Annotated in this window: 24 protein-coding genes and 2 tRNA genes; 9 read left to right on the forward strand and 17 right to left on the reverse strand. The window is 66.1% G+C overall.

Annotated elements, in window-relative coordinates:
* Window positions 1–81: 81 nt before the first annotated feature.
* Entirely contained in the window at window positions 82–1,089 is a 1,008-nt protein-coding gene (locus BM172_RS16815) for an NAD(P)H-quinone oxidoreductase (RefSeq protein ID WP_090423607.1), read from the forward strand.
* Here the strand turns inward: BM172_RS16815 and BM172_RS16820 are convergent.
* Window positions 1,086–1,841 carry a hypothetical protein gene (locus BM172_RS16820; protein ID WP_051548627.1) on the reverse strand — a complete coding sequence of 252 codons (756 nt, stop codon included), beginning with the start codon at window positions 1,839–1,841 and terminating at the stop codon, window positions 1,086–1,088. The genes BM172_RS16815 and BM172_RS16820 overlap by 4 nt on opposite strands.
* A gap of 142 nt (window positions 1,842–1,983) precedes the next feature.
* Here BM172_RS16820 and BM172_RS16825 point away from each other — a divergent pair, with 142 nt between their 5' ends.
* Window positions 1,984–2,298 carry a UBP-type zinc finger domain-containing protein gene (locus BM172_RS16825; RefSeq protein WP_026635113.1) on the forward strand — a complete coding sequence of 105 codons (315 nt, stop codon included), beginning with the start codon at window positions 1,984–1,986 and terminating at the stop codon, window positions 2,296–2,298.
* Window positions 2,299–2,385: 87 nt separating this feature from the next.
* Here BM172_RS16825 and BM172_RS16830 read toward each other — a convergent pair.
* From BM172_RS16830 to thrS, 9 genes are all read right to left on the reverse strand, one after another.
* Window positions 2,386–2,462, reverse strand: a tRNA-Pro gene (locus BM172_RS16830).
* A gap of 67 nt (window positions 2,463–2,529) precedes the next feature.
* The gene (locus tag BM172_RS16835; protein WP_026635112.1) at window positions 2,530–2,886 is read right to left on the reverse strand and encodes a MerR family transcriptional regulator; all 357 of its coding nucleotides are present in this window, start codon (window positions 2,884–2,886) and stop codon (window positions 2,530–2,532) included.
* Window positions 2,867–3,166, reverse strand: coding sequence for an integration host factor subunit alpha (gene ihfA, locus BM172_RS16840; protein ID WP_026635111.1), 300 nt, complete (start codon window positions 3,164–3,166; stop codon window positions 2,867–2,869). The genes BM172_RS16835 and ihfA overlap by 20 nt, the downstream gene beginning before the upstream one ends.
* A 1-nt stretch (window position 3,167) precedes the next feature.
* Window positions 3,168–5,546 carry a phenylalanine--tRNA ligase subunit beta gene (pheT, locus tag BM172_RS16845; RefSeq protein WP_026635110.1) on the reverse strand — a complete coding sequence of 793 codons (2,379 nt, stop codon included), beginning with the start codon at window positions 5,544–5,546 and terminating at the stop codon, window positions 3,168–3,170.
* A gap of 142 nt (window positions 5,547–5,688) precedes the next feature.
* Entirely contained in the window at window positions 5,689–6,684 is a 996-nt protein-coding gene (pheS, locus tag BM172_RS16850) for a phenylalanine--tRNA ligase subunit alpha (protein WP_026635109.1), read from the reverse strand.
* Between the two features lie 214 nt (window positions 6,685–6,898).
* Window positions 6,899–7,258, reverse strand: a complete 360-nt coding sequence (gene rplT / locus BM172_RS16855) for a 50S ribosomal protein L20 (protein WP_026635108.1) — start codon at window positions 7,256–7,258, stop codon at window positions 6,899–6,901.
* A gap of 16 nt (window positions 7,259–7,274) precedes the next feature.
* Complete coding sequence (gene rpmI / locus BM172_RS16860) at window positions 7,275–7,472, reverse strand: 50S ribosomal protein L35 (protein ID WP_026635107.1); 198 nt, start codon at window positions 7,470–7,472, stop codon at window positions 7,275–7,277.
* A gap of 227 nt (window positions 7,473–7,699) precedes the next feature.
* Window positions 7,700–8,224: a translation initiation factor IF-3 gene (gene infC, locus BM172_RS16865; RefSeq protein WP_331279771.1), complete on the reverse strand. Its 525-nt coding sequence runs from the start codon at window positions 8,222–8,224 to the stop codon at window positions 7,700–7,702.
* Window positions 8,225–8,268: 44 nt separating this feature from the next.
* Window positions 8,269–10,170: a threonine--tRNA ligase gene (gene thrS / locus BM172_RS16870; protein WP_026635105.1), complete on the reverse strand. Its 1,902-nt coding sequence runs from the start codon at window positions 10,168–10,170 to the stop codon at window positions 8,269–8,271.
* Between the two features lie 254 nt (window positions 10,171–10,424).
* Here thrS and BM172_RS16875 point away from each other — a divergent pair, with 254 nt between their 5' ends.
* Window positions 10,425–11,435 carry an NAD-dependent epimerase gene (locus tag BM172_RS16875; protein WP_026635104.1) on the forward strand — a complete coding sequence of 337 codons (1,011 nt, stop codon included), beginning with the start codon at window positions 10,425–10,427 and terminating at the stop codon, window positions 11,433–11,435.
* Between the two features lie 58 nt (window positions 11,436–11,493).
* Here BM172_RS16875 and BM172_RS16880 read toward each other — a convergent pair whose 3' ends face one another.
* Window positions 11,494–11,940 (reverse strand): CopD family protein, encoded by a 447-nt coding sequence (locus BM172_RS16880; RefSeq protein WP_026635103.1) that lies wholly within the window; start codon window positions 11,938–11,940, stop codon window positions 11,494–11,496.
* 87 nt (window positions 11,941–12,027) lie between these two features.
* Window positions 12,028–12,771, reverse strand: coding sequence for a flagellar basal body P-ring formation chaperone FlgA (flgA, locus tag BM172_RS16885; RefSeq protein WP_143096544.1), 744 nt, complete (start codon window positions 12,769–12,771; stop codon window positions 12,028–12,030).
* Window positions 12,772–12,817: 46 nt separating this feature from the next.
* Between flgA and flgB the strand changes: the two genes are divergently transcribed.
* Genes flgB through BM172_RS16905 form a run of 4 tightly spaced genes read left to right on the forward strand, consistent with a single transcriptional unit; the run spans window position 12,818 to window position 15,185 of the window.
* The gene (flgB, locus tag BM172_RS16890) at window positions 12,818–13,258 is read left to right on the forward strand and encodes a flagellar basal body rod protein FlgB (RefSeq protein ID WP_269320410.1); all 441 of its coding nucleotides are present in this window, start codon (window positions 12,818–12,820) and stop codon (window positions 13,256–13,258) included.
* Window positions 13,259–13,260: 2 nt separating this feature from the next.
* A complete protein-coding gene (flgC, locus tag BM172_RS16895; RefSeq protein ID WP_026635100.1) occupies window positions 13,261–13,659 on the forward strand; it encodes a flagellar basal body rod protein FlgC in 399 nt (132 codons plus the stop codon).
* Between the two features lie 2 nt (window positions 13,660–13,661).
* On the forward strand, window positions 13,662–14,360 hold the full coding sequence (locus tag BM172_RS16900) for a flagellar hook capping FlgD N-terminal domain-containing protein (RefSeq protein ID WP_035323287.1): 699 nt from the start codon (window positions 13,662–13,664) through the stop codon (window positions 14,358–14,360).
* A 9-nt stretch (window positions 14,361–14,369) separates the two neighbouring features.
* Window positions 14,370–15,185 (forward strand): flagellar hook-basal body complex protein, encoded by an 816-nt coding sequence (locus tag BM172_RS16905; RefSeq protein WP_051548625.1) that lies wholly within the window; start codon window positions 14,370–14,372, stop codon window positions 15,183–15,185.
* On the opposite strand, the gene BM172_RS16910 is transcribed toward BM172_RS16905, so the two are convergent.
* The 4 genes from BM172_RS16910 to uvrB form a co-directional block, all read right to left on the reverse strand.
* The gene (locus BM172_RS16910; protein WP_026635099.1) at window positions 15,182–15,415 is read right to left on the reverse strand and encodes a hypothetical protein; all 234 of its coding nucleotides are present in this window, start codon (window positions 15,413–15,415) and stop codon (window positions 15,182–15,184) included. The genes BM172_RS16905 and BM172_RS16910 overlap by 4 nt on opposite strands.
* 15 nt (window positions 15,416–15,430) lie before the next feature.
* A complete protein-coding gene (gene fliE / locus BM172_RS16915; protein WP_026635098.1) occupies window positions 15,431–15,748 on the reverse strand; it encodes a flagellar hook-basal body complex protein FliE in 318 nt (105 codons plus the stop codon).
* Window positions 15,749–15,994: 246 nt separating this feature from the next.
* A tRNA-Val gene (locus BM172_RS16920) sits at window positions 15,995–16,069 on the reverse strand.
* A gap of 76 nt (window positions 16,070–16,145) precedes the next feature.
* Complete coding sequence (gene uvrB / locus BM172_RS16925) at window positions 16,146–18,167, reverse strand: excinuclease ABC subunit UvrB (RefSeq protein WP_026635097.1); 2,022 nt, start codon at window positions 18,165–18,167, stop codon at window positions 16,146–16,148.
* 150 nt (window positions 18,168–18,317) lie between these two features.
* On the opposite strand from uvrB, the gene BM172_RS16930 reads away from it, so the two are divergent.
* Complete coding sequence (locus BM172_RS16930; RefSeq protein WP_231504190.1) at window positions 18,318–18,869, forward strand: GspH/FimT family pseudopilin; 552 nt, start codon at window positions 18,318–18,320, stop codon at window positions 18,867–18,869.
* A 93-nt stretch (window positions 18,870–18,962) separates the two neighbouring features.
* Here the strand turns inward: BM172_RS16930 and BM172_RS16935 are convergent, their stop codons facing one another.
* Window positions 18,963–19,358, reverse strand: a complete 396-nt coding sequence (locus BM172_RS16935; protein ID WP_026635096.1) for a RidA family protein — start codon at window positions 19,356–19,358, stop codon at window positions 18,963–18,965.
* A gap of 128 nt (window positions 19,359–19,486) precedes the next feature.
* Between BM172_RS16935 and BM172_RS16940 the strand changes: the two genes are divergently transcribed.
* A complete protein-coding gene (locus BM172_RS16940) occupies window positions 19,487–20,401 on the forward strand; it encodes a LysR family transcriptional regulator (RefSeq protein ID WP_026635095.1) in 915 nt (304 codons plus the stop codon).
* Window positions 20,402–20,870: the final 469 nt, after the last annotated feature.

Raw genomic sequence — 20,870 nt, forward strand, 5'->3', positions numbered from 1 at the left:
AACGGAAGGCGCGTTGCCGATACGCGTCCTTCACCGCTCGCCGCGTAAACGAAGCGGACGCAAAGGAATGATCCGCGCGCCATGAGCAAAATCCTCCTGCCGGACCGGATGATCGAGATCGGGATCGATACGCCCGGTCCACCCGAGGCGCTGCAGCCGCGCACGGTGCCGCTGCCGGTACCTGCAAGCGACGAAATACTGGTGAGGGTGCAGGCGGCGGGCGTGAACCGCCCCGACGTGATCCAGCGCCTGGGCCGCTATCCCATGCCGCCCGGCGCGCATCCGACGCCGGGCCTGGAGATCGCCGGCGAGATCGTCGCGCTGGGCGCCGATGCCGAGGGCTTCGCAGTCGGCGACCGCGTGTGCGGACTGACCAATGGCGGCGGCTATGCCGAATATTGCGCGCTGCCGGCAGGCCAGGCGCTGCCGATTCCCGATGGCGTGGATTCGATCCACGCCGCGGCGATTCCGGAAACCTTCTTCACCGTGTGGGCCAACCTGTTCCGCATCGGCCGCGCCGTGCCGGGCGAGCGCGTGCTGATCCACGGCGGCACCAGCGGCATCGGCACCACCGCCTTGATGCTGTGCCGCGAATTCGGCATCGCCGCCTTCGCCACCGCCGGCAGCGAACGCAAGTGCGCGGTAGTGCGCCATCTCGGCGCCGAGGCGATCAACTACCACGACGAGAACTTCGCCCTGGCCATCCTGGCCAAGACCGACGGGCACGGCGTGGACGTGATCCTGGACATCATGGGCGGCGCCTATTTCGAGCGGAACCTGGCGGCGCTGGCGCGCGACGGGCGACTGGTGGTGATCGGCTTCCTCGGCGGCACCCGCGCGGACGAAGTCGACCTGCAGATGCTGGCGCTCAAGCGCGCCACCGTGACCGGCTCGACCATGCGCGCGCGCAGCGGCCCGGAGAAGGCCGAGATCGCCAACGACCTGCGCGCGCATGTGTGGCCGGTACTCGCCGCCGGACGCTGCCTGCCGATGGTGCACGAGGTGTTTCCGCTGGTGCGTGCGGCCGATGCGCACCGGCTGATGGAAAGCGGGGAGCATGTAGGCAAGATCGTGCTGAAGGTGGCCTAGTCCAGCGCGGCGTGCAGCAGCGCCAGCCACCCCGCGGGTGCGGCGAACGCCAGGTAAAGCGCGAGCGCCTGCCCCGCCACCACGCACGGCAGCCCGATCGCATAGACCCGATGCACGCGGTCCTCCACGATCAGGTCGCGCAGCAGGCCTAGGCCGATCAGCCCATCCACATACGCATACCAGGCATTGGCCGGCACCAGCGCGCGCGGGAAGCGTGCGAAGGCGGCCACCGTGAGTGCGCAGGTGGCGATCAGCATCAGGCGCCGATGGACGTCCGGCTGCCGTCGCCAGCGCAGCGCCAGGCCGAAAGCCACCGCGAAGGTCAGCATGTCGTTGAAGGAGATCGCCAGGAAGGTGTCGTGCACCGCCCCCTGGCGCGCGTGCCACTGGCGCATCGCCAGCGCGGTGGCTACGCCCAGCAGGGGAAGTACCGTGCCCAGGCCCGCGCCGAACATGCCCAGCCGCCGATGCAGGCGCACGGCATGCCGGTGCACCAATCCGGACTGCGCCAGGAACAGCAGCACCCAGCCGGAAAACACCATGGCGTGCACATGCAGGATCCACGGCAACGGCTCCGCCCGATGCAGCAATCTTTCGCCCAGGCCGCGGCCGAAACCGTAGGCGACCACCGCCAGCACCAGCCAGGCCATGCCGAAGTAGAACCAGCGGTCCAGCACCCTGCGCAGCTTGCAGACGGTGCGATCGCCGAAGCCTACGGGGGCGTGCGCGGCGATGGGAGCGAGTGTCTTCATGTAGCCTCTCGATGGCGGGGATATCCACAGCCTCGCCAGCCGACGCGTTCGAGTCCTGAAACGCATCTGAAAAAGCCTTGAAGAACTCTGAAAGCCCATGGCATGGCCGCTTCGCGCGCCAGGCCGATGCAAGGAGACCGCCATGAAAGCCAGCTGCAGCCATCTCGACGGCATCCGCGAGGTCACCCCCAGCGCCGCCGGCTGCGAGGAATGCCTGAAGACCGGCAGCCCCTGGGTGCACCTGCGTATCTGCCGGACCTGCGGCCACGTGGGCTGCTGCGACGACTCGCCCAACCGGCACGCCACCAAGCATTACCGCGCGACGGGGCATCCCATCATCGAGGGCTACGATCCGCCGGAGGGCTGGGGCTGGTGCTACGTGGACGAGGCGATGTTCGATCTCTCGGACCGCAAGACGCCGCATCCGGGGCCGATACCGCGGTACGTGGACGAGTAATGCCACGTCAAAGAAAAAGGCGCCCAAGGGCGCCGGCTTACCAAATTAAAAAGGCGCCCAAGGGCGCCTTTCGAATGTCACCGTAATTGGTCGGGGCGGCCGGATTCGAACCGACGACCCTTTGCCCCCCAGGCAAATGCGCTACCAGGCTGCGCTACGCCCCGACGCTACGGCAAGTGGGCAAGTCTAGCAGCTAGGCCGGGACTTGCGAAAGCTTGGAAGCCCGCCCGCTCAGCGGCGCAGCAGGCTCAGCACTTCTTCCAGCTCCATGCGCACCTGGCGCACGATCTGGTGCGAAATGCTCGACTCCATGCGCGCCTGCGGGCCTTCCAGCCGGGCGCGGGCGCCGGTGATGGTGAAGCCTTCGTCGTACAGCAGGGCGCGGATCTGCCGGATCATCAGCACGTCGTGGCGCTGGTAGTAGCGGCGGTTGCCGCGACGCTTGACCGGATTGAGCGCAGGAAACTCCTGCTCCCAGTAGCGCAGCACATGGGGCTTCACGCCGCACAGCTCGCTGACCTCACCGATGGTGAAGTAGCGCTTGGCCGGGATGGCCGGGAGCTCGGTGTTATTCCCTTGGTCCAGCATAGCTCTCCACTCTCACCTTGAGTTTCTGCCCCGGCCGGAACGTCACCACGCGCCGGGCGGAGATCGGGATCTCCTCGCCGGTCTTCGGGTTACGCCCTGGACGCTGGTTCTTCTGCCGCAGGTCGAAGTTGCCGAAACCCGACAGCTTCACCTGCTCGCCCTTTTCCAGCGCCTCGCGGACCACCTCGAAATAGGCGTCCACGAATTCTTTCGCCTCGCGCTTGTTGAGGCCCACCTCGAGAAAGAGGCGCTCGGCCATCTCCGCCTTGGTCAGCGCCATGTCATCCTCGCCATCTTGCCTTGCATGAAGTCTCCAACGCAGCCATCGCTTCGCGCACGAAGCGGTCCGCGTCGTCGTCAGTAAGCGTGCGTGAAGCGTCCTGCAAAATCAAGCCCATAGCGAGACTCTTTCGGCCAGTCTCGACGCCTTTGCCGGCGTAGCGGTCGAACAGCCGAAGCTCGATCAGCGGCCCGCCGAGGGCCGTGCGGACGGTCTGCTCGACCTGCGCCCAGCTCACTTCCTCGGGCAGGTCCACCGCGATATCGCGGCGCACCGAAGGGAAGCGCGGCACGGCAGTGGCCTTGGGCAGGCGACGGGCGAGCAGCGGTTCCAGGGCCAGTTCCAGCACGTGCACATCCGGCCCCAGGTCCAGCGCCTTGGCCAGTTGGGGGTGCAGCGCGCCGAGGTAGCCCACGGTGTGGCCGTCGCGTGCGACGCGCGCGCCGCGGCCCGGATGCAGCCAGCCCGGCAGGCCGTCGGCATGCACCGACCAGCGCTGCGGCTCGCCGCCCCAGGCGACGATCGCGTCGAGCTCGCCCTTGAGGTCATGGAAATCCAGCGGCCGGCTGGCCTCGCCCCATTGTTCCGCGCGGGCGGAACCGCAGGCGGCAATGGCCAGGCTGGGCGTCTCCACCGGCGGATCGCCGGCGGCGAACACCCGCGCCACTTCGAACAGCCGCACGCGCTCCTGCTGGCGCGCGCGGTTGTGGCGCAGCGCCTCGATCAGGCCCGGCAGCAGCGACGGACGCATCACCGCCAGGTCGGCCGACAGCGGATTGGCCAGCGGCACCAGGGCGTCGACGAAACCCCAGCGCGCCAGCAGCTCGGCCGACAGGAAGGACAGGTTCACCGCCTCGTAGTAGCCGCGCGAGGCGAGCTGCTCGCGCAGCGCCAGCTCGGGCACCCGCGCCTCGGCCTCGGTGGCCAGGCGCAGCGCGCCGGAGGGCGTATGCGTGGGCACGTGGTCGTAGCCGTAGATGCGCGCCACTTCCTCGACCAGGTCCTCTTCGCGCTCGATGTCGAAGCGGCTGGTCGGCGCGGTGATGCGCCAGCCGTCGGCGATCGATTCGACCTGCATGCCGAGCGCGCCGAAGATGCGCGCCACTTCCGCGTCGGCGACTTCCAGGCCGAGCACGCGCTTCAGGCGCGTGCGGCGCAGCACCACCGGCACCGGCTTGGGCAGGTCGGCCGGGTTTTCGGCGGCCAGCACGGGACCGGCCTTGCCGCCGGCGATAGCCAGCAGCAGCTCCGTCGCGCGCTCCAAGGCACGGCGCGGCAGCTCCGGATCGACGCCACGTTCGAAGCGGTGCGAGGCATCGGTATGCATGCCCAGCTTGCGCGCGCGGCCCATGATCGCCGCCGGTGCGAAATGCGCGGATTCCAGGAAGATGCGGCGCGCGGCGTCGGTGACGCGCGAGTCGTAGCCGCCCATCACGCCGGCCACGGCCAGCGCCTTGTGCTCGTCGGCGATCACCAGGAAGCCGGGATCGAGCCTGGCCTGCGAACCGTCGAGCAGCTTCAGCGTCTCGCCCGCGCGCGCATGGCGCACCACGATGTCGCCTTCGAGCTGGTCGTCGTCGAAGGCGTGCAGCGGCTGGCCCAGTTCCAGCATCACGTAGTTGGTGACGTCGACGATCGCGCTGATCGGACGCAGGCCGGCGCGGCGCAGGCGCTCGGCCAGCCACAGCGGCGTGCGCGCCTGCGGGTCGACGCCGTCGATGATGCGGCCCAGGTAGCGCGGCGCGTCGGCGCCGGCTTCGAGGCGGATGCCGCGGCGCGCGTCGACGCCGACCGGCGCTTCGGCCAGCGCGGGCATGCGCACGTGGCTGCCGAACAGCGCGGCGACGTCATGGGCGAGGCCGACCAGGCCCAGGCAGTCCGGGCGATTCGGGGTGAGTTTCAGCTCGATGCTGGCGTCGGGAAGGCCGAGGTAGGCGGCCAGCGGCTGGCCGACCGGCGCATCGGCCGGCAGTTCGAGCAGGCCGGAGGCGTCGGCATCGATGCCCAGCTCCTTGGCCGAGCACAGCATGCCGGACGATTCCACCCCGCGCAGCCTGGCCGCCTTGATCTGGATGCCGCCAGGCAGCTCGGCGCCCACGGTGGCCAGCGGCACCTTGATGCCGACGCGGGCATTCGGCGCGCCGCACACGATCTGCAGCGGCTCGCCCTGCCCCGCGTCGACGCGGCAGACCTGGAGGCGGTCGGCTTCCGGGTGTTTCTCGGCGCCGACGATCTCGGCCACCACCACGCCGGCGAGCTGCTCACCCAGCGGGGTCAGCTCTTCCACTTCCAGCCCGGCCATGGTCAGCGCGTGGGCCAGGGCGGCGCGGTCGGCCTTGATGTCGACCAGTTCGCGCAGCCAGTTCTCGGAGAATTTCATGGGTTTTGATCCGGGAATAGGGAATGGAGAATAGGGAATAGGAAAAGCGCGTTATGGCAACAGGGAGGGCTGGACTCGGGACTCGAAGCGCGAAAGAGCCAGCTCTTCCTATTCTCGATTCCCCATTCCCTATTCCCGTTCCTCAGGCAAATTGCCTGAGGAAACGCAGATCGTTCTCGAAGAACGCGCGCAGGTCGGACACGCCGTAGCGCAGCATGGCGAAACGCTCCACGCCCAGGCCGAAGGCGAAGCCGGTGTAGCGCTCCGGATCGATGCCGCAGTTCTTCAGCACGTTCGGATGGACCATGCCGCAGCCGAGCACCTCCAGCCAGCGCGTGGAGCCGTCTTCCGCATCCCAGCGGATGTCCACTTCGGCCGAGGGTTCGGTGAAGGGGAAGTAGCTGGGACGGAAGCGCATCTCGAAATCGCGCTCGAAGAAGGCGCGGATGAATTCGGCCAGGGTGCCCTTGAGGTCGGCGAAACTGGAGGTCTCGTCGACCAGCAGGCCTTCGATCTGGTGGAACATCGGCGAATGGGTCTGGTCCGAATCGCTGCGATAGACCTTGCCCGGCGCGATGATGCGGATCGGCGGCTGCCGGCCCTGCATCGAGCGGATCTGCACCGGCGAGGTATGCGTGCGCAGCAGGCGCCCGTCGCCGAAGTAGAAGGTGTCGTGCATGGCGCGCGCCGGATGGTGCGGCGGGAAGTTCAGCGCCTCGAAATTGTGCCAGTCGTCCTCGATCTCCGGGCCATCGGCACGCTGGTAGCCCAGGCGGCCGAAGATCGCCGAGATGCGCTCCAGCGCCCGCGTGATCGGATGGATGCCGCCGCGCTCGCCGTCGCGGCCCGGCAGCGTGATGTCGAGCTTCTCGGAGGCCAGGCGGCGATCGAGCTCGGCCTGCTCCAGCAGTTGCTTGCGCGCGGCCAGGGCGTCGGCGAGACGCTCCTTGATCCGGTTGACCTCGGCGCCGCGCGCCTTCTTCTCTTCCGGCGGGAGCGCACCGAGCGTCTTCAACGCGGCGGTGACGATGCCGCTCTTGCCGAGCAGGCCGACGCGCAGCGCGTCGAGCGCATCGAGCGTGTCGGCTGCGGCGATCTCGGCCAGGGCTTGCGCGGCCCGGGTGTCCAGGTCGTCCATCGGTGCGGTTCCTGTGGTTTTTGGCAGGGAATCGGGAATAGGGAGTTGAGAATAGGAAAAGCAGTCAATCACGAGCTGCGAGGTGCTGCTTCTGCACTTCCTATTCCCTGCCCCTATCCCCCATTCCCGAGTCATCCGACCCAAAACAAAAACGGGGAGAAGGCTTGAGGCCCTCTCCCCGCTTGATTCACATCATTTCGTCAGTGTTTGACGATCAAGCGGCCAGGCTGGCCTTCGCCTTTTCAGCGATGGCGCCAAAAGCCTTGATGTCGTGCACGGCGATGTCCGCCAGGACCTTGCGGTCGACGGTGATGCCGGCCTTGCTCAGGCCATTGATCAGGCGGCTGTAGGACAGGCCGAACTGACGGGCGGCAGCATTGATACGCACGATCCACAGGGCGCGGAACTGGCGCTTCTTCTGCTTGCGGCCGATATAGGCGTACTGGCCGGCCTTGATGACGGCCTGGTTAGCTACGCGGAAGACCTTGCGACGGGCGTTGTAGTAGCCCTTCGCGCGGCCGATGATCTTCTTGTGACGACGACGGGCGGTAACGCCACGCTTTACACGAGCCATGGTTCAGTCCTCCGCCTTAGACGTACGGCAACATGCGAGCAACACCCTTGGTGTCGCAGGCCTTGACGTGATTGGTAGCGCGCAGGTTGCGCTTACGCTTGGTCGACTTCTTGGTCAGGATGTGCGACTTGAAGGCGTGACCGGCCTTGAACTTGCCGGAAGCGGTCTTGCGAAAACGCTTCGCCGCCGCCCGGTTGGTCTTGATCTTGGGCATGGGTTGCTCCGTATCTCGGTTTCTGACTGATCTGGCGGCGGCCCTGGAGCCGCGCTTTCCGTCCTGCCACGATCGGTTCACGACCCGTCCTGGTGGGTCGAACCGGCGATTGTACGGGGATCGGGGGCGGTTTGCCAGTGGTGCGGTGCGGCGGGCTCCAGGCCCGGCCAGGTCCCGGAAATGCCAACGGCGGCCCAAGGGCCGCCATTGCGGGATACCGGCCCGGATTACTTCTTCTTCGGGCCGATCATCATGACCATCTGGCGGCCTTCCAGGCGGGGGAAGGACTCCACCACGCCGTTCTCGCCGACGTCTTCCTGGATCTTCCTGGCCAGGTTCTGGCCCAGATCCTGGTGCGACATCTCGCGGCCGCGGAAGCGGATGGTGACCTTGACCTTGTCGCCCTCTTCCAGGAAGCGAAGCATGTTGCGCAGCTTGATCTGGTAGTCGCCCACGTCCGTGACCGGACGGAACTTCACTTCCTTGATCTCGACCTGCTTCTGCTTCTTCTTGGCCGCCTGGGCCTTCTTCTGGGCTTCGAACTTGAACTTGCCGTAATCCATGATGCGGCAGACCGGCGGATCGCCGTTCGGCTGGATCTCGACCAGGTCCATCCCGGCTTCTTCGGCCAGGCGCAGGGCCTCGTCGCGCGTGAGGATGCCCAGCTGTTCAGAATCCGCACCGATCACGCGTACGCGCGGGACGCGGATCTCATGGTTGCGGCGATTACCCTTGTTGTCGGTGGTAGCGATACCACTATCCTCCAGAAGAATTAACGAGTTGGCCGGACGGGCGCTCAGCGCCGCGTTTCGGCCTCCAGGCGCTCGATGAAGGCGGCCAGCGGCATGCTGCCCAGGTCTTCACCGGCACGGGTACGCACGGAAACGGCCCCAGCTTCCTTCTCACGGTCACCGACCACGAGCAGGTACGGGACCTTTTGCAACGTATGTTCGCGGATTTTATAGCCGACCTTTTCGTTGCGCAAATCCGCCTTGACTCTGAAACCTTTGCCGACAAGGGCTTGCGTGACCTCGCGCACGTAGTCGGCCTGGGCGTCGGTGATGCTGAAGACCTGGGCCTGGACCGGGGCCAGCCAGGCCGGCAGGTGCCCGGCGTGGTGCTCGATCAGGATGCCGATGAAGCGCTCCATCGAGCCCACGATGGCCCGGTGCAGCATCACCGGATGGCGGCGCTGGCTGTGCTCGTCCACGTACTCGGCGCCCAGGCGCTCGGGCATCATGAAATCCACCTGCATGGTGCCGACCTGCCAGCCGCGGCCGATCGAGTCCTTCATGTGGTACTCGATCTTGGGGCCGTAGAAGGCGCCCTCGCCCGGCAGCTCCTGCCATTCCACCCCGGCCGAGCGCAGGGCCGCGCGCAGCGCGTCCTCGGCGCGGTCCCACACGGCGTCGCTGCCGATGCGCTTGTCCGGGCGCAGCGCGATCTTGAGCGCGATGTCCTCGAAACCGAAGTCCCCGTACACCTTCATCGCCTGCTGGTGGAAGGCCGTGACCTCGGATTCGATCTGCTCTTCCGTGCAGAAGATGTGACCGTCATCCTGGGTGAAGGCGCGCACGCGCATGATCCCGTGCAGCGCGCCGGACGGCTCGTTGCGGTGGCAACCGCCGAACTCGCCGTAGCGCACCGGCAGGTCGCGGTAGCTGTGCAGGCTGGTGTTGAAGATCTGCACGTGGCCGGGGCAGTTCATCGGCTTGAGCGCGTAGGTGCGCTTCTCCGACTCGGTGAAGAACATGTTTTCCTGGTAGTTGTCCCAGTGGCCGGACTTCTTCCACAGGCTCACGTCCATGATCTGCGGGCCGCGCACTTCCTGGTAGCCGCTGGAGCGGTACACGCCGCGCACATACTGCTCCACCGCCTGCCAGATGGCCCAGCCGTTCGGATGCCAGAACACCATGCCCGGCGCTTCTTCCTGCTGGTGGAACAGGTCCAGCGCCTTGCCGATCTTGCGGTGGTCGCGCTTCTCGGCCTCTTCCAGCTGGTGCAGGTAGGCCTTGAGGTCCTTGTCGTTGAGCCAGGCCGTGCCGTACACGCGCGTCAGCATCGCGTTGTTGGAATCGCCGCGCCAATACGCGCCGGCTACCTTCATCAGCTTGAAAGCGCGCAGCTTGCCGGTGTTGGGCACGTGCGGGCCGCGGCATAGGTCGGTGAATTCGCCCTGCGTGTACAGCGAGAGCTCTTCATTGGCCGGAATGCTTTCGATGATCTCGGCCTTGTACTCCTCGCCGATGCCGCGGAAAAACGACACCGCGTCGTCGCGCGACTTCACGCTGCGCGTCACCGGCAGCGCTTCCTGCACGATCTTGTGCATTTCCTCTTCGATCCTGGCCAGGTCGTCCGGCGTGAAGGGACGCTCGTAGGCGAAGTCGTAATAGAAGCCGTTGTCAATCACCGGGCCGATGGTGACCTGCGCGCCGGGATACAGGCGCTGCACGGCCTGGGCCAGCAGGTGCGCGGTGGAGTGGCGCAGGATCTCCAGCGCCTCGGGGCTCTTCTCGGTGACGATCTCGAGGCTGGCGTCCTGCGCGATGGGATAGCTGGCGTCGACCAGCTTGCCGTCCACCTTGCCGGCCAGGGTGGCCTTGGCCAGGCCGGCGCCGATGGAGGCGGCCACGTCCTGCACCGTGACGGGATGGTCGAAGGGGCGCTTGCTGCCGTCGGGTAGCGTGATCTGGATCATGGGGAATGATGCTCTGGGTAACAAAAAAGGCGCCCAGCGCCTTTTTGTGGAATCACAAGGCGTGGCGGAATCAGCGTTGGCGCTTGGTAGTCGTCATGTCGCACGCTCGGCCGGCGCTTTGGACGCGGGCCACCTTGGTTCCGATCGATAGGAAGTAGAGAACGCTACTTTAGCGCCGCTCCGGCGTCAATTCGGCAGGTGTCCGAAACGCCGCTGCCGATAGAATTCGCCGCATCCATTCCGAGTACAGCCCCATGCGCATCCTGGTCACCGGCACCGCCGGCTTCGTCGGCTCCGCCCTCGCCGAGCGCCTGCTCGTCCGCGGCGACGAGGTCCATGGCATCGACAACCACAACGACTACTACGACCCGGCGCTGAAGGAAGCCCGCCTGGCCCGTTTCGCAGGCCACCCTCGCTACACGCACCAGCGTGCCGACCTGGCCGACGGCGAGGCAGTCGAACAGGCTTTCGCCAGCTTCCAGCCCCAGCGCGTGGCCAACCTGGCCGCCCAGGCCGGCGTGCGCTATTCGCTGAAGAACCCGCAGTCCTACGTGCGCAGCAACCTGGTCGGCTTCACCCACATCCTGGAAGCCTGCCGGCATCACGCGGTGGAGCACCTGGTCTACGCCTCGTCCAGCTCGGTCTACGGCGCCAACCGCAAATTGCCGTTCTCGGTGGAAGACCCGGTCGACCACCCGGTCAGCCTCTACGCCGCCAGCAAGAAGGCCAACGAGCTGATGGCGCATACCTACAGCCACCTGTTCGGCCTGCCGACCACCGGCCTGCGTTTTTTCACGGTGTATGGCCCCTGGGGCCGCCCGGACATGTCGCCGATGCTGTTCGCCGACCGCATCAGCCGCGGCGAGCCGATCGACGTGTTCAACTTCGGCAACCACAGCCGCGACTTCACTTATATCGACGACATCGTCGAAGGCGTGATCCGCACGCTGGACCACGTCGCCCAGCCCGATCCGTCCCATGACGTCGAGCAGCCGAACCCGGGCAGCTCGCAGGCGCCGTACCGCGTCTACAACATCGGCAACGACCAGCCGGTGCAGCTGCTGCGCTTCATCGAGCTGATGGAGCAGAACCTCGGCCGCAGCGTGGAAAAGCGCCTGCTGCCGATGCAGCCGGGCGATGTGCCGGACACCTGGGCCGATGTCTCCGCGCTGCGCCGCGACGTCGGCTACGCGCCGAACACCTCGATCGAGGAAGGCGTGCGGCGCTTCGTCGCGTGGTACCGCGAATATCACCACCTGCCCTGAAACAACCGGCGTAGGTTGGGGTGAGCGCAGCGAACCCCAACAGGCGCCATGACTCCGCTCAGAACGGCTTGGCGATCACCAGGAAGATGATGCCGAGCAACACGAACACCGGCAGCTCGTTCATCAGGCGCAGTGTCTTCGCGCTGGGCAGCGCACCGCCCCTGGCGCTGCGCTTCACCAGCCGGCCGGTCCACACGTAATAGACCAGCAGCAGCACCACCAGGGTGAGCTTGGCGTACAGCCATTCGGCCTGGCCGAAGTTCGGCAGCGTGCCCGGGAACAAGCGCCAGCCCTGCCACAGCGTGGCGCCGAACAGCAGCGCCATGCCGAACATGTTGTGGCCGAAGCGGTACAGGCGCGTCCCCATCAGTTCCAGCCGCGCCTTGGTCGCCGGCTCGCTGCCGGCCTCGGCGATGTTCACCAGGATCCGCGGCAGATAGAAGATCGAGGCCACCCAGGCCATCACGAACAGCAGGTGCAGGCTCTTGATCCACAGGTAGGTCATGGTCGTTCCAGTCGGCGGCGGCGAACCGCGCGATGGTACGTCGATCCACGCCGCATCGTCAGTGCTTGCGGCCACACGCCGCGCACCTCAATCGCCGGCTGCCGGTGCGCCGGCTCCGGCCGGCTCCACCACGCCCGGCCCCATCACCCGGGCCGTAATCAGCTTTCCGCTCGCTCCGTTGCGCACGCGCACCAGCGCGCCGCCTTCGCCCCGCTCCATCGCCGTGCCCTGCGCGCTGATCCGGAACTGCTGCTGGCGCGACACGATCTCGACCAGCTGGCCGCGGCGCACACCGGCCGCAGCTTTCAGGAAACGCACCTGCACCACCTGCCCCGCACGCAGCGGCCGCTGGCTGACACGGCCGGCGATCTCGCCGGGGTCGAGCGTGGCATCCGGCATGAGCGCCAGGTCGACATCCGCAAGCTGCAGATCGCCCTTGCCGATCGGCTCGCCGGCTGGCTGCGCCATGGATACGGCGAGCGCCTTGGTATGCACCGCTGCGCGCACCGTATAGGTTTGCGCCGTTCCATCCGGGCAACGCGCGGAAAAGCGCAATTTCGCCGGTTGCGAAACATCGATCGGCACGATCTGCAGCGACTGCCCGCATTGCGGTGCCGGACGGCGCTGCGCAAGCACCACCACATCGATGCGCGGATCCGGCCACGCCTTCTGCCGGACCCAATCGACCAACCAGCTGCGCGCGGCATTCGCCACCACGCCATCGACTTCGCCGGCGCGCACATGCAGCGGAACCAGCAGCGGCAAAGCCAACAGCACGCCGCGCCGTAGATACCAGACAACCATCCATTCATCTCCATCCTGCCGCGCCAACGCGGCGACGCATTATGCGTGCGCCCATGCGCACGCGCCGCTCAAGGTGTCTTTAGATTTCTCAAGCGGCGATGGAGCCGCTCCTACCATCGCCGCCTTCGTATTCGACACCGAGGGGCCCGCGATGGGATTGAGTCTTGAACAAGCGCTTGGCGTGCATCCGGCCGCACTGAAGCTCCGCGCGGAGCGCGCCGAAGTGATCGCATCCAATCTCGCCAACGAAAGCACGCCGGGTTACCTGGCGCACGACATCGATTTCCGCGCGAGCCTGCGCGAGGCCGCGCAGGGTGATGCGCAAGCGTTGGAGTTTGCTTCGGACCGGCTCAAGTACCGCGTGCCCGGCAGCGCCTCGCAGGACGGCAACACCGTGGATCTCGCCGCCGAACAGGCCGAGTTCGCGCAGAACGCCATCGATTTCCAGACCAGCCTGACCTTTCTCAATATGAAACTGAAAGGTCTTTCGGCAGCCATCAACGGGAACAGCTGACCGTGACTTTCAAAAGCATCGCCCAGATCGCCGGCTCCGCCATGAGCGCGCAGACCGTGCGCCTGAATACCGTGGCCAGCAACCTCGCCAATGCGGAAACCACCGGCACCGAGAGCAGCGCCTATCGCGCGCGCAAACCGGTATTCCAATCCGTGTTCCAGGGCAGTGGCGCGCGCGTACAGGTGCTGGATGTCGTCAGCAGCAACGAGCCGCTGAATGCCCGCTACGAACCCGATCATCCGATGGCCGACGAGCAGGGCATGGTCTACGACTCGAACGTCAACCCGGTCGAGGAAATGACCGACATGATGTCCGCTTCGCGCGCGTTCTCGACCAATCTCGAAGTGATGGCCCGCGTGAACGGCCTGCAACAGGAACTGCTGAAGATGGGGCAAGGCTGACCATGCTGATCGACAAATCGCTCCATCGCAACGCCACCGCGCCGGCCAACCAGAACAGCGCAGCCGATCCCGGCGCCGCTGGCGGCAACAACGGCAACTCGTCCATCTCCGACATGTTCACCACCTTGCTGGCGGCGCAGATCCAGAACCAGGATCCGCTGGCGCCCATGGAAGCAGGCCAGTTCGTCACCCAGTTCGCCCAGCTCAGCCAGGTCGAAGCGATGCAGTCGATGGCCAGCATCAATGCGGCCGCCGCGGCGATGCAGGAAAGCATGCTGGTGGTCACGCTCGGCTCGCAGGTCGGCTCGCAGGTGATGGTCGCCACCGACTCGGTAGCGCTTGGCGATCAGCCCGTCAAGGGCGGCTTCGTGCTGAACGACAGCGCCAGCGATACCAAGCTGGTATTGACCGGCCCCGATGGCGTGGAACATCCGATCGACCTGGGCCCGCAGGAAGCCGGCGAAGTCGATTTCGACATCGACCCCGAAAAACTCGGCCTGCCACCCGGCAACTACAGCATGCGCGTGGATACCAATACCGGGGAAACCGTGCGCACCGAAATCCAGGGCGAACTGCAGAGCGTCCGGCTGGGCGCGGACGGCCAGGTAGTGCTGAGCGTAGCCGGCGTCGGCGACGTCACCGCCGCCGACATCTCGCGCTTCCTCGGCCGTCCCGACAGCCACGTCCCCTTTCTTTCTTAAGGAACCGCCATGAGCCTCAATATCGCCCTGTCCGGCATCCAGGCCGTCAACGGCCAGCTCAACCAGATCAGCAACAACATCGCCAACAGCGGCACGTTCGGCTTCAAGTCGGGCCGCGCCAATTTCGCCTCGTCGTACATGCAAGGCGCGCCGCAGGGCGTGTACATCGGCTCCACTTCGCAATCGATGGATATCGGCGGCAACCTGCTGTCCACCGGGCGCGGCCTGGACGCCGCGATCCAGGGCCGCGGCTTCTTCGTCAGCCGCGGCGAGGACGGCGCGATGAGCTATTCGCGCGTGGGCATGTTCAACGTGAACAAGGACGGGCTGCTGGTGGATGCGTTCGGCCGCCACGTGCAGGGCTACGGTGAGGATGGCGACGGTAACATCGACGACATTGTCGTGCCCAGCGGCGGCAGCGGCGCCGAGCAAAGTTCCGAACTCACCTTCGCCGCCAACATGTCGGCCGACTGGGAGCAGCCGGCCACGACGCCGTTCAGCGCCGATGACCCGTCGTCCTATAACGGCATGCAGGTCAGCCGCGTCTACGATTCGCTCGGCCGCGAACACACGGTCACCCAGTACTTCGTGAAAGGCGAAGGCAACAGCATGCAGGTGCACTACGCCATGGACGGCACGGAAGTCGGCACGCCTACGGACATGAGCTTCGGCCCCGACGGCAACATGACCGCGCCGACCGAGAACGTCACCCTGGACCTGGGCACGCCTGACGGCGCCCTGCCCATGGCGCTCGATATCGACTACGCCGACTGCACCATGTATGCCGGTGAGATGTCCACCACCACCAACCACGCCGACGGCTAGGGGATCTTTTCCGCGTCGAGCGCGGCCATGGTGTCGGCAGCGGCAACGTTTTCCTGCGCGCCGAACAGCGGCTTGTAGCCGGCCTCGCTGCGCCACATGAACATCATGGTCAGCGCGGTGAGGCCGATAGCCAGCACCACCAGGGGCAGCAGTTTCGTCAGCGCGGCCGGCGAGGGGAATTTGAGGGACTGGCCCAGACCTGCAGCGGTCGTTTTGAGTTTCGCAAGCATGGCTCAGCGCACCCGTCAGACCTGCATCTTGATGATGTCGTCGAAGGCGCTCATCAGCTTGTTGCGCACCTGCATCATCATCGAGAACGACAGGCCGGCTTCCTGGCTGCTGAGCATGGCGCCGATCAGGTCGTCGCTCTGGCCGCTTTCGACGGCAGCGGTCTTGTCGCTGGCGGCATGCTGTTGCGCATCGACCTGGTCGATCGCGGACTTCATGGTCTGCGCGAAACCGGGGCCGGCCGAGGCCTCAGCCTGTTCCGCCACGCCGGGAACCATGCCCGCGCGGGTGCCGAGCATGGCCTGGAGCATCGGACTGGACAGTTCGATCTTCATGAGAGATTCCGGGGACAGAGGTCGTGGCTGGGAAGGCCGCGCATTGTCCGGGCGGGCTCGGGAGCCCGCGGGTAATCTCAAACGAATGTGAATGAAGCTGCGCGCGGTGCGTAGGCAAGGCCGCGCGCACCGCGGCGATCAAGCAATCTCAATGCTTCTTGAGCAGGGAGCGCCGATGGGGCGGCTGGCCCGCCGCCATAAGCAGAAACGGCGCGATCTGAAGATCGCGCCGTTTCTGTCGGTAAATGGTGGGCGGTACAAGGATCGAACTTGTGACCCCTTCCATGTCAAGGAAGTGCTCTACCGCTGAGCTAACCGCCCGAAGTCGCGCCGCAGGACGGCGCGAGCCGCGTAGCATACACGAGCCACCCGGCAGCCACAACTGCCCGCCGCCGGTTCAGCGCAGGGCCTTCTCGCGCAGCTGGTGGATCTGATCGCGCAGGCGGGCCGCGTCCTCGAATTCCAGGTTCTCGGCGTGCTTGTACATCTGGGCCTCGAGCTTCTTGATCATGGCGCTGGCCTGGTCGGGGCTGAGCGCCTTGTAGTCCGCCCCCTGCTCCGCCACCGCCGCGGCCTTCGCGCCCCTGCCGCCGCGCCCGCGGGTCGGCACCGCGCTGCGCGCGCCCTCCATGATGTCGGCGATGCGGCGCACCACCGACTGCGGGACGATGCCGTGCTCCTCGTTGTAGGCCACTTGCTTCTCGCGGCGGCGCGCCGTCTCGTCCATCGCCGCCTGCATCGAGCGGGTGATGTTGTCGGCGTAGAGAATGGCCTTGCCGCGCACATTGCGCGCGGCGCGGCCGATGGTCTGGATCAGCGAGCCGGTGGAGCGCAGGAAGCCTTCCTTGTCGGCGTCCAGGATCGCCACCAGCGAGACCTCGGGCATGTCCAGGCCTTCGCGCAGCAGGTTGATGCCCACCAGCACGTCGAACTCGCCCAGGCGCAGGTCGCGGATGATTTCCACGCGCTCCACCGTCTCGATATCCGAATGCAGGTAGCGCACCTTGATGTTGTGCTCGCTCAGGTATTCGGTGAGGTTCTCGGCCATGCGCTTGGTCAGCGTGGTGACCAGCACGCGGTCGCCCATCGCCACGCGATCGCGGATCTGGCCGAGCAGGTCGTCGACCTGGGTGCGCACCGGGCGCACCTCCACCTCGGGATCGATCAGGCCGGTCGGGCGCACCACCAGCTCGACCACCGAGTCGTCGGATTTTCCCATCTCGTACTTGCCCGGCGTCGCCGACACATAGATGGTGCGCGGCGCGCGGCGCTCCCATTCCTCGAAACGCAACGGACGGTTGTCCATCGCCGACGGCAGGCGGAAGCCGTACTCCACCAGGTTTTCCTTGCGCGAGCGGTCGCCCTTGTACATGGCGCCGAGCTGCGGGATGGTCACGTGCGATTCGTCGACCACCAGCAGCGCATCCGCCGGCAGGTAGTCGAACAGCGTCGGCGGCGGCTCGCCGGCACCGCGCCGCGTGAGATGGCGCGAGTAGTTCTCGATGCCCTGGCAATAGCCCACCTCGGCCATCATCTCCAGGTCGAAGCGCGTGCGCTGGTCCAGGCGCTGCGCCTCGACCAGCTTGTTCTCCTTGTACAGATATTCCAGGCGATCCTTCAGCTCGACCTTGATGGTCTCGATCGCGTTGAGCACGCTCTCGCGCGTGCTGGCGTAGTGCGTGCGCGGGTACACCGTGTAGCGCGGCACCTTGCGGATGGTCTCGCCGGTGAGCGGGTCGAACAGCGAGAGGTTTTCCACCTCGCCGTCGAACAGTTCGATGCGCAGCGCCTCGGTTTCCGATTCGGCCGGGAACACATCGATGATCTCGCCGCGCACGCGGTAGGTGCCGCGGCGCAGTTCCAGCTCGTTGCGGGTGTACTGCAGCTCGGTGAGCTGGCGGATCAGCGCGCGCTGCTCGATGCGCTCGCCGCGCGCCAGGATCAGGCGCAGCGAGAGATAATCCTCCGGATCGCCCAGACCGTAGATCGCCGACACCGTGGCCACGATCAGCGAGTCCTTGCGCGACAGCAGCGCCTTGGTCGCGGCCAGGCGCATCTGCTCGATATGCTCGTTGATCGAGGCGTCCTTCTCGATGAAGGTATCGGACGCGACCACGTAGGCCTCGGGCTGGTAGTAGTCGTAGTAGCTGACGAAGTACTCCACCGCGTTGTGCGGGAAGAACTCCTTGAACTCACCGTACAACTGCGCGGCCAGCGTCTTGTTGTGCGCCATCACGATGGTCGGCCGCTGTACCTGCTGGATCACGTTGGCGATGGTGAAGGTCTTGCCCGAGCCGGTGACGCCGAGCAGGGTCTGCGAGGCCAGGCCGGCATCGAAGCCTTTGACCAGGCGCTCGATGGCCTGGGGCTGGTCGCCGGCGGGCTGGTAGGGAGAGACGAGTTCGAAACGGTCGGTCATGGCAGTCACATGCGGTCGCGTCGCAGCATTTTAAATCGCCCCTGCTGACAGGCTGTGTCAGCAGGCTCTTACAGGAATGCGCGTGAAAGACCGGCAGGCGCGAGGCGGCGGCCTGTCTAGCATGGTGGCGGTTCATCTGGAGAGCCTTGCGTGCCGAACCGCCCGACATGCCGCATCCCGCCGCGGGGCACGACCCTGGTCGAGCAGATCCTGGTCGTCGCCATCGCGGCCGTGCTCGCCTGCATCGGCCTGCCCTCGCTGCGTCGCCTGGCGGCGAGCGGCGAACTGCGCCAGGCGCAGACCGAGCTGATCGCCGTGCTCAACCACGCCCGCACGCTCGCGGTCCAGGCCGGCCGGGTCGCGCTCGCCTGCCCTACGCGCGATGGTGCGCATTGCAGCGACGAGGCCGACTGGGGCGGCGACTGGCTGGTCGGCCTGCGCGGCGAGCGATCCGGCCAGCTCGAGGGCGCGCCCGGCCTTCGCCGCAGCAATCCGTCCAGGCAACTGCGCATCCGCAGCGCGCAGGGGCGCCGCAGCGTGCAGTTCCAGCCCGACGGCTCGGCCGGTGGCAGCAATGTCACCTTGCTGATCTGCCACCGCGGCGACGACAGCCGCGCGCTGAGCGTGAAAGTCTCAAACGCCGGCCGTGTACGCGGCGATAAGGGCACGCCGGCGGAATTGCGTCTATGCGGAAGCGGGTAAGGCGCGGCGCGCAGCGATGGCGGGCATGCGCAAAGCACGAGGTCCCGCCTTGCTGCAGGGCCTCGCGGAAGACAACTCCTGCTCAAGCGGACCCTAACCAGCAGGCAATTTCGCTATCGCCTTGATTTCGAACTGGAACCCATAAAGCCAGGTCACACCGACCGCCGTCAGCGCCGGGTAAGGCGCACTACCCCAATACGCCGGCACGACGCCCCAGACCTTCTCAAATGTCGATGCAGGATCGACCAGATAGACGGTTACGTCGATCACGTCCTCGAACGTGCATCCGGCCGCCGCCAGCACCTCATTCAGATGCTCGAACGCCAGCTCGACCTGCCGCTCCAGGTCCGGCTCGGGCGTACCGTCGTCGCGGCTCCCGACCTGCCCCGAAACGAACAGGAAGCCGTTCGAGCGAACAGCCGGGGAGTAGCGGTTGCGCTCATAAAGCGCTCGACGGCCGGAGGGAAAAACGACGTCGCGTGTTGCCATGGATCCATCTCCATCAATGATCGAAACGATGAGGCGCACTCTAGGCAGCCGCGCGGCCACGATAAACCGGGCATTCCCGTCGGCACTGTTTGTAGAATCCAAACAATTCCTCGCCGCGTGGAGCAGCCATGGACCGATTCGATGCGATGCAGGCGTTCGTCCGTGTCGTGGAGACCGGCAGCTTCACCAGGGCGGCGCAGACCCTGGACTTGAGCAAGACCAGCGTGACCCAGCTGGTGCAACAGCTGGAGGCCAGACTGCGCGTGAAGCTCCTCAACCGGACCACGCGCAAGGTCAACGCCACCGCCGATGGCGTCGCGTATTACGAACGCGCGATCCGGCTGCTGGCCGATCTGGAAGATGCCGAGAGCAGCCTTTCCAAGGCATCGGCACTACCAAGGGGCAGGTTGCGGGTGGACGTGCCCAGTCCGCTGGCCCGCATGATTCTTGTGCCGGCCCTTCCTGCTTTTCATGCGCGCTATCCCGACCTGCGGCTGGACTTGGGCGTGAGCGATCGCATGGTCGATATCATCGGCGAGAACGTCGATTGCGTCGTGCGCGGCGGCGAACTCACCTCCCTGTCCCTGAAGGCGCGGCATATCGGAGATCTGCCACTGGGTGTGTACGCCGCGCCGAGTTACCTCGAGCGCGCGGGCGAGCCCTCACATCCGCGCGAGCTGGAAGACACACACCACCGCGTCGTTGGCTACCTGTGGTCGCGCAGCGGCAAGGCCCTTCCCTATGTCATGCGCAAAGGCGGCGAAGCCGTACGAGTCCAGGGACGTTGCGTCTTGTCCGTCGACGATGGCAATGCATATCTCGAAGCCGGTCTCGTCGGGCTTGGCGTGCTGTGGCTGCCTCGCTACATGGCCAAGGAGTCCGTGGCCAGAGGCGACCTGGTGCCACTGTTCGGCGCCTGGCACATGGACCCGATGCCGCTCTATCTGGCGTTCGCGCCCAACCGGCATGTAAGCGCAAAGCTTCGCGTTTTCATCGATTGGATGGTGGAGCTGATGGCGCAGCATGCACCTGTGGCTCGTTGAAGCAGCAACGATAAGCAGCCGCGAACAAGCTCTACCGGGCCAGGCCGGAACGGGTTCGGCCCACCGACAATAGATAAGAGCCCGGATAGCAGACAAAAGCAAAGGGCCGCGATCGCTCGCGGCCCTTGCGGTATATGGCGCCCGATGTCGGACTCGAACCAACGCCCCCTGATTAACAGTCAGTGCGCTTGTACTTTTATTTCAGTGATTTAGGCTGCTTATTTTTCAACAATCTCCCGGCTGCACTCGCCTGGCGCCGTGTTTTGCCGCTCAATTTTCAACACTTGTGGCGGGCTCCTCTTTGCAACCCAAGCCAGATCGAACTTATGGCAGTACTTCTCCGAGCCTCGATAAGATGCAGCTCCGGAAGCTCCGCTTTCGACTGCGATTTCAGCCGGTCGTTGCAACACACTATAAGCGCCAAGGCGTGAGGAGTGTTGTATGGCACCCAGGCTTCGTAGGCACCTGA

The organism is Dyella marensis (assembly GCF_900112865.1).
Lineage (GTDB): Bacteria > Pseudomonadota > Gammaproteobacteria > Xanthomonadales > Rhodanobacteraceae > Dyella_D > Dyella_D marensis_A.

Excerpts from the sequence above, each read along its gene's own strand:
- BM172_RS16815 (WP_090423607.1), top strand. The coding sequence starts at position 82 with ATGAGCAAAATCCTCCTGCCGGACCGGATGATCGAGATCGGGATCGAT.
- BM172_RS16820 (WP_051548627.1), bottom strand. The coding sequence starts at position 1,841 with ATGAAGACACTCGCTCCCATCGCCGCGCACGCCCCCGTAGGCTTCGGC.
- BM172_RS16825 (WP_026635113.1), top strand. The coding sequence starts at position 1,984 with ATGAAAGCCAGCTGCAGCCATCTCGACGGCATCCGCGAGGTCACCCCC.
- BM172_RS16835 (WP_026635112.1), bottom strand. The coding sequence starts at position 2,886 with ATGCTGGACCAAGGGAATAACACCGAGCTCCCGGCCATCCCGGCCAAG.
- ihfA (WP_026635111.1), bottom strand. The coding sequence starts at position 3,166 with ATGGCGCTGACCAAGGCGGAGATGGCCGAGCGCCTCTTTCTCGAGGTG.
- pheT (WP_026635110.1), bottom strand. The coding sequence starts at position 5,546 with ATGAAATTCTCCGAGAACTGGCTGCGCGAACTGGTCGACATCAAGGCC.
- pheS (WP_026635109.1), bottom strand. The coding sequence starts at position 6,684 with ATGGACGACCTGGACACCCGGGCCGCGCAAGCCCTGGCCGAGATCGCC.
- rplT (WP_026635108.1), bottom strand. The coding sequence starts at position 7,258 with ATGGCTCGTGTAAAGCGTGGCGTTACCGCCCGTCGTCGTCACAAGAAG.
- rpmI (WP_026635107.1), bottom strand. The coding sequence starts at position 7,472 with ATGCCCAAGATCAAGACCAACCGGGCGGCGGCGAAGCGTTTTCGCAAG.
- thrS (WP_026635105.1), bottom strand. The coding sequence starts at position 10,170 with ATGATCCAGATCACGCTACCCGACGGCAGCAAGCGCCCCTTCGACCAT.
- BM172_RS16875 (WP_026635104.1), top strand. The coding sequence starts at position 10,425 with ATGCGCATCCTGGTCACCGGCACCGCCGGCTTCGTCGGCTCCGCCCTC.
- BM172_RS16880 (WP_026635103.1), bottom strand. The coding sequence starts at position 11,940 with ATGACCTACCTGTGGATCAAGAGCCTGCACCTGCTGTTCGTGATGGCC.
- BM172_RS16900 (WP_035323287.1), top strand. The coding sequence starts at position 13,662 with ATGCTGATCGACAAATCGCTCCATCGCAACGCCACCGCGCCGGCCAAC.
- BM172_RS16905 (WP_051548625.1), top strand. The coding sequence starts at position 14,370 with ATGAGCCTCAATATCGCCCTGTCCGGCATCCAGGCCGTCAACGGCCAG.
- BM172_RS16910 (WP_026635099.1), bottom strand. The coding sequence starts at position 15,415 with ATGCTTGCGAAACTCAAAACGACCGCTGCAGGTCTGGGCCAGTCCCTC.
- fliE (WP_026635098.1), bottom strand. The coding sequence starts at position 15,748 with ATGAAGATCGAACTGTCCAGTCCGATGCTCCAGGCCATGCTCGGCACC.
- uvrB (WP_026635097.1), bottom strand. The coding sequence starts at position 18,167 with ATGACCGACCGTTTCGAACTCGTCTCTCCCTACCAGCCCGCCGGCGAC.
- BM172_RS16935 (WP_026635096.1), bottom strand. The coding sequence starts at position 19,358 with ATGGCAACACGCGACGTCGTTTTTCCCTCCGGCCGTCGAGCGCTTTAT.
- BM172_RS16940 (WP_026635095.1), top strand. The coding sequence starts at position 19,487 with ATGGACCGATTCGATGCGATGCAGGCGTTCGTCCGTGTCGTGGAGACC.